At 38.7% G+C, this 6,500-nt stretch carries 8 protein-coding genes; all 8 read right to left on the bottom strand.

The features are described from left to right. On the bottom strand, positions 1-672 hold a 672-nt coding region (locus ACJHV0_RS05515), incomplete at its 3' end, for an FAD-dependent monooxygenase (protein ID WP_483133607.1). 87 nt (positions 673-759) lie between these two features. Beyond that, entirely contained in the window at positions 760-1,626 is an 867-nt protein-coding gene (rapZ, locus tag ACJHV0_RS05510; protein WP_283385565.1) for an RNase adapter RapZ, read from the bottom strand. A gap of 12 nt (positions 1,627-1,638) precedes the next feature. Beyond that, a complete protein-coding gene (locus ACJHV0_RS05505; RefSeq protein ID WP_483133606.1) occupies positions 1,639-2,160 on the bottom strand; it encodes a PTS sugar transporter subunit IIA in 522 nt (173 codons plus the stop codon). Between the two features lie 44 nt (positions 2,161-2,204). Further along, positions 2,205-2,930: an LPS export ABC transporter ATP-binding protein gene (lptB, locus tag ACJHV0_RS05500; RefSeq protein WP_483133605.1), complete on the bottom strand. Its 726-nt coding sequence runs from the start codon at positions 2,928-2,930 to the stop codon at positions 2,205-2,207. 9 nt (positions 2,931-2,939) lie between these two features. Then, positions 2,940-3,446, bottom strand: coding sequence for a lipopolysaccharide transport periplasmic protein LptA (gene lptA / locus ACJHV0_RS05495; protein WP_025235585.1), 507 nt, complete (start codon positions 3,444-3,446; stop codon positions 2,940-2,942). 23 nt (positions 3,447-3,469) lie between these two features. Next, positions 3,470-4,054 (bottom strand): LPS export ABC transporter periplasmic protein LptC, encoded by a 585-nt coding sequence (lptC, locus tag ACJHV0_RS05490; RefSeq protein WP_334228979.1) that lies wholly within the window; start codon positions 4,052-4,054, stop codon positions 3,470-3,472. A 146-nt stretch (positions 4,055-4,200) separates the two neighbouring features. Then, the gene (xthA, locus tag ACJHV0_RS05485) at positions 4,201-5,004 is read right to left on the bottom strand and encodes an exodeoxyribonuclease III (RefSeq protein WP_483133604.1); all 804 of its coding nucleotides are present in this window, start codon (positions 5,002-5,004) and stop codon (positions 4,201-4,203) included. A gap of 95 nt (positions 5,005-5,099) precedes the next feature. Then, positions 5,100-6,476: a Na+/H+ antiporter family protein gene (locus tag ACJHV0_RS05480; protein WP_483133603.1), complete on the bottom strand. Its 1,377-nt coding sequence runs from the start codon at positions 6,474-6,476 to the stop codon at positions 5,100-5,102. Positions 6,477-6,500 lie beyond the last annotated feature (24 nt).

Below are 6,500 nucleotides of genomic sequence, written 5' to 3'. Positions count from 1 at the left end.
AAGATTTTCATCTGCCATTGGTAAGAAAGCCAAAATGCTATCTTCAGCAAAGATTTGGCGAGCAGTTTTATTATGCTTTTCTGTTGTCTTTACATTACACACTAAGGCAGTATGTTGATAATCTTTACTGGTTAAGGGGATTTTAGTTTGATTACGAACCCAAGAATTTGCCCCATCAGCACCTATCACTAATTTAGCTGAAATCATCTCGCCATTATCAAGTGTTAAAAATGCCCCATTCTCGCTTATACCTAATGTTTTCGGGGTTGCAACAATATATTCCACGTTTGATTGCTTAGAAATCTGCTGCCAGAGTACGTGTTGAATAACCGCATTTTCAATAATAAAGCCAAGTTGTGATAAGCCTAGCTGTTTAATTTCGGCATCGTTATTATCGAAATGAATGTTGGCAAAGCTGTCTTTTTCCCAAACAAACATTTCAGTATAAGGGGAGAGGCGATGTTCGGGAATTTGTTGGAATGCTCCAATTTGCTCCAACATTTTCTGGCTTGAGGCATTGATAGCACTGACTCGATGGTGAGTTTTGCTATCATCAAATTGAGGCGTGTTTTTTTCAATGATTTTAATTTGGCAGTTGGTCTCTTTTAATAGCCCGGCAAGAGCAAGTCCAACCATTCCGCCGCCAATAATAACAATATCTGTAGATTTCATAACTGATTGCATTTCAACATTTACAAGCGGTCAAATTTTCTCTAAAAATTGCAATTTATGGAAAAAATTTAACCGCTTGTAGCTCAACTAATTAGAGGTTTTCTTATGGTGTTTTTCCAAACTTTTATGGCGAATTTGTACATTCTTACCTTTTGCTTGAAAATATTTTGCCAATTGCTCGGCAATAAATACAGAGCGGTGTTTCCCACCGGTACAGCCAATCGCAATAGTCAAATAGCTACGATTATTTTTCTCTAACATTGGTAGCCACATTTCTAGATAATTGCGTGTTTGGTAGATGAAATTATGTACATCGGTTTGGCGTTCTAAAAAATCGATCACCGGCTGTTCTAAGCCCGTCATAGGACGAAGCTCCGGATTCCAATGTGGATTTGGCAAAAAGCGAACATCAAACACATAATCGGCATCGGCAGGTAAACCGTATTTAAAACCGAAGGATTGGAAAATAATTTTGAGTTCTTTATCGCTAGAACCTTGTAATAAATGACGTAGATTTTCTGCCAACTCGTGTGAAGAGATATTGCTGGTATCAATAATATAGTTAGCATTTTGTACTAATGGCTCAAGCAATTTCCGTTCGAGATCAATCGCTCCTTCCAATGAAAGATCATTTTGTGTGGAAAGTGGATGAATACGGCGAGAGTCGCTATAACGGCGAATGAGCGTATTACGATCACAATCTAAGAAAATCAGCTTAGTATTTAAAGGTTCAAGCTGAGTAAGTAATTCTTCAATGGCATTAGGCGTATTCGGCAGATTGCGAATATCTAAGCTAATGACCGCAGAACGGTTTTCTTGAGTAAGATAGTAAGTTAAGGTTGGAATTAAGGCTAAAGGAATATTATCAACGCAGTAATAGCCTGCATCTTCTAATGCTCTTAATGCCACTGACTTACCGGAGCCGGAATGCCCACTGATAATGATTAACTCCATATTGCCTCACTATTATTCTTCATCTTTTAGGTGATTATCAGCATACACCAAAATTTGCCAAATATCCTCTGCTGATTCTGCTGCTCGGAGCTGTTTTAATAAGGATTTATCCGCTAATTGTTTCGCAATTTGTGGCAAGCAACTTTTATATTGTTCGCAGCTATTTTCAGGAAACATAATCGCATAAATAAGATCAACATCTTTGTTATCTTGTGCTTCATAATCAATGGCTTCTTCTAATTGCAAAAATACCGCAATTGGTTTGTCTAAGGTTGAGCCGTTACAAGCGGGTAATTTTGCGTGAGGAATTGCAATTCCTTGATTTAGTCCTGTTGTGCCGAGTTTTTCACGCTTAAACAACTTGGTAAAACATTCTACTGGACAGAGGGCTTCGTCTTGCTCTTGTAAATTTTCCAACTGGTTAATGGATTCAGCCACCACTTTTCCGACTAGCTCTAACGCCCGTTTTTTACTGGAAACCAACACGCCTTGACGAATGTTTTCAGGGCTTAAAAATTCCGTTAATTTTGTCATAATTTTTCATCTAAAGATGAAATCCCCTAAAAAGGGGATTTTAGTTAAAGTTTGAATTGATCGCCTAAATAAACACGTTTTACATCAGGATTTTCAAGCACTTGCTGTGGCGTACCGCTGGCTATCATTTCACCACTCCCCACAATATAAGCACGTTCGCATACATCTAAGGTTTCACGCACGTTATGGTCGGTGATCAGAACGCCTAAGCCACGCTCTTTTAAATTCACGATGATTTTTTTAATATCAATCACGGAAATGGGATCAACCCCGGCAAAGGGTTCATCTAACAGAATAAATTTCGGATTTGCCGCTAAAGCACGGGCAATTTCCACTCGGCGACGCTCCCCACCGGAGAGCGATTGCCCTAAACTGCTGCGGATATGCTCAATATGAAATTCTGAAATCAACTCTTCAGCACGGTCTTTGCGTTCTTTATCATTAATGTCTTTACGCACTTGTAGCACGGACATCAAATTATCATACACGCTCAAACGGCGGAAAATAGAAGCTTCTTGCGGCAGATAACCAATGCCTTGCTTTGCACGGTCGTGCATTGGTAATGTGCTGATATCTTCATTATCAATGCGGATTGTGCCGTGATCGTGGCGAACTAAGCCAACAACCATATAGAAAGTAGTTGTTTTACCCGCACCGTTCGGACCAAGCAAGCCAACAATTTCACCTGATTTTACATTCAGACTCACATCTTTGACGACTTGGCGTTGTTTATAACTTTTTGCTAAATGTTCTGCATAAAGTACAGACATAGATTAACCCTATTTTTTCTTATTATCTTGAAGTTCGTTTGGAATTAACACGGTTTTCACGCGTGATTTACTGCCACTTGTCGCTTTAAGTTGCTGCTTTTTCACATCATAAGTAATTTTATTTGCTCGAATAAAGCTACCTTGTTGTTTTAATTCAGCATTGCCGATTAAGGTTAAAAATTCTGAATTTAAATCGTAATGAACACTACTGCCTTTACCATTTACAGGTTTGCCATTGTCTAAGGTTTGCTGGAAGGTAACCGGCGAACCAGTAGCATCAATTGTCTCTTTTTTCCCCTCTTGACGAGTAATTTTTACATTCGCAGCGGTTACTTTAATGGAGCCTTGTGTAATCACTACGTTATCGCTAAAGGTAACGATATTATTCGTCATATCTAAAGATTGGCTGCCTGAATCAATATTAATAGGCTGATCAGTATCACCTTTTAACGCATAAGCTGAAAAACTGCTACCTAGTAACATCGTTACTAAAATAGATTTAAACATTAATTTCATTTTTATTCCTTTTGAAAAGCAAATTATTCTTTTGTTTCTTTAATAATAGTCGGTTCAATGTAAGATTTTACCTCTTTTTGCAAGGTGGCAACTTGCTGTTTTAAGTTACCTTTTAATCCAACTCCCGTTGTTGTAAAGCCCGAGCCTATTGATTTTACCGCACTTTCGGTAAAAATATCCTGTGTGTTTAAATCAACGGTTAAAGTATCCGTAGTGATCTGTTGTAAACGAGAAGCAGGATCTAACGCATCAAGTTTGATATTACCCTTTAAATTTAACATTTTTTCTTTGGTAATTTCAGCGTAATCAGCACTCACTTTCCACTGTTTTTGCGTGGATTCTTTTGCAAAAAGTTCAATAAAAGGTTTAAAAAACTCGGTTCGCTCGGTGGATTCGTAACGTTTGATTTCTGTAGCCTGAGCGAAATATTGTGGATTGCCTTTCAAATCATAAACTGTAGTGGACATTTTATTCCCTACATATTCAGGCTGCCCTTCCTTTTTAATCAGCTGATCAAGCCCTGTGTTATCTTTCTCTTGTAAGCTGTAATACCAACCGCCGAGTATGGCAACAATAATCAGTAAAATAACGGTTAAGCGTGTATTCATAATCTAAATATAGTCTAAAAATAGTGTTTGATTGTAGCACAAATTTGAAAAGGGATATAGTATGACGTGAAAATGCAAAAAAGTGAGAAAAAACAACCGCTTGTGAAAGCACTACAAGCGGTTAAAAAAGTAAATTTTTTTGCAAATTATTTAAAGATTGCCCAAACAGGGGAGTGGTCAGATGGTTTTTCCATCGCACGAATTTCTAAATCAATCCCTGTTTCTACGCAACGCTCAGCAAGTGATTTTGAGGCGAGAATTAAATCAATCCGCAAGCCACGATTATCGTCAAAACCTTTAGAGCGATAATCAAACCACGAGAATTTATCATTTGCCTCAGGGTTTGCGGCACGGAAAGTATCGATTAAACCAAAGCTGTGTAAACGCTCTAGCCACTCCCGCTCTTCGGGTAAAAAAGAACATTTTCCATCACGCAACCAACGCTTGCGATTAACTTCACCGATGCCGATATCCAAATCGGTCGGGCTGATATTCATATCGCCCATAATGATAATTGGATTTTCTGGCTTTAGCTTGGTTTCCAAGTAGTGTTGCAAATCAGCATAGAATTTCTGCTTAGCAGGGAATTTGGTTTCGTGGCTACGATTCTCTCCTTGTGGGAAATAACCGTTTAATACAGTTAAAACGCCAAAATCGGTTTCGATATCCGCCATAATCATTCTCTTTTGAGCATCTAACACATCAGTTGGAAAACCTTTACGCACTGCAAGCGGCTCTTTTTTCGTTAATAGAGCAACGCCATAATGCCCTTTTTGCCCGTGATGGAAAACGTGATAACCCAAATGATTGACTAAATCGTAAGGGAAATCTTCATCAGCCACTTTGATTTCTTGTAAGCCAATTACATCGGGCTGATGTTTTTCGATAATTGCTTCAAGTTGATGCGGTCTGGCACGCAAGCCATTGATATTAAAAGAGATAAATTTCATTGAGTATCCTAAGATTTTGCAAAAAATAGATGAAAATAGACCGCTTGTCATCTCTGCAAGCGGTCTGATTTTGCGAAAACTTTGCGTATTATAACTTAAAGTGTCATTGCTGCAATCCAGCCGAACACTAATAATGGAATATTAAAGTGGATAAAGGTTGGTACAACAGAATCCCAAATGTGGTCGTGTTTGCCGTCAGCATTCAAGCCTGATGTTGGACCAAGCGTTGAGTCAGAAGCCGGTGAGCCAGCATCGCCTAATGCGGCTGCTACACCCACAATCGCCATTGTAGCAAGTGGTGAGAAACCAAAAGACACACAAAGTGGCACGTAGATTGAGGTAATAATCGGCACGGTTGAGAATGATGAGCCAATCCCCATTGTGATGAATAAGCCAACTACAAGCATTAATAGTGCTGCCATTTCTTTTGATGAGATAACATCACGCAGGCTTTCCACTAATGCAGGTACACCACCGGTTGAATTAACCACGCCGGCAAAGCCTGAGGCTGCAATCATTACAAAACCGATCATTGCCATTAAACGTAAGCCGGCTTGGAACACATCGTTACTCTCTTTTAATTTGAATACGCCACCTAAGGCAAAAATCACTAAACCGACTAAACCGCCGATAATGGTTGAATTTGTCGCTAATTGCACGGAGCAGGTTGCGATAATTGCTAAAATACTAATTCCAATATGGAAAGATTTAACGTTAGCTACTCGAGTTTCAATATCATCAACAGTTGGCTCAGGTGTATTTTCTGCATACACACGAGGTTTACGGTATGACACAAAGAATGCAAAAAGTAATCCTACGATCATACCTGATACCGGTATAAGCATTGCTTTTGTCATTTCAGCGGTTGTAGTTACCAATTGGAATGGCTCACCTGCTTGGTTAATATTTTTAACTAAGATACTTTCAATGAAGATTTGACCGAAACCTGCCGGAATTAACATATAAGTGGCGGTTAAACCAAATGTTAAAGCACAAGCAACCGCACGGCGGTCAATCTTTAATTTATTCATCACGCTTAATAGTGGTGGAATTAAGATTGGAATGAAGGCAATATGAATCGGAATTAAGTTTTGTGAAGACATTGCAAAGGCAACTAACACAAATAGTACAATATATTTAAACCACGTTACGGAGCGACCTGATGGGCTGTGTCCGAATGATTTAATCACTTTATAAGCTAATAAATCGGTTACACCTGATTTTGAAAGAGCTACTGCAAAAGCACCAAGCACGGCATAGTTCATTGCAGTTTCTGCACCACCACCTAAACCACCGGTAAAACTTTTTATTGTTTTTTGTAGTGCATCAGTAAATCCGACACCTTCAACACCTAAATTGCCGATTAAGCCACAGGTAAGTGCAGAAATAATAAGAGCGATTACCACGTTAATTCTAAGCAAGCTCAGTACTAACAATACGATAATCGAAATAAAAACTTCGTTAGATAGCATTGTGTTTGTCCTTAAGTAATAAAA

This window comes from Mannheimia sp. (assembly GCF_056854775.1).
This window is presented reverse-complemented; position numbering and strand designations above follow the sequence as displayed.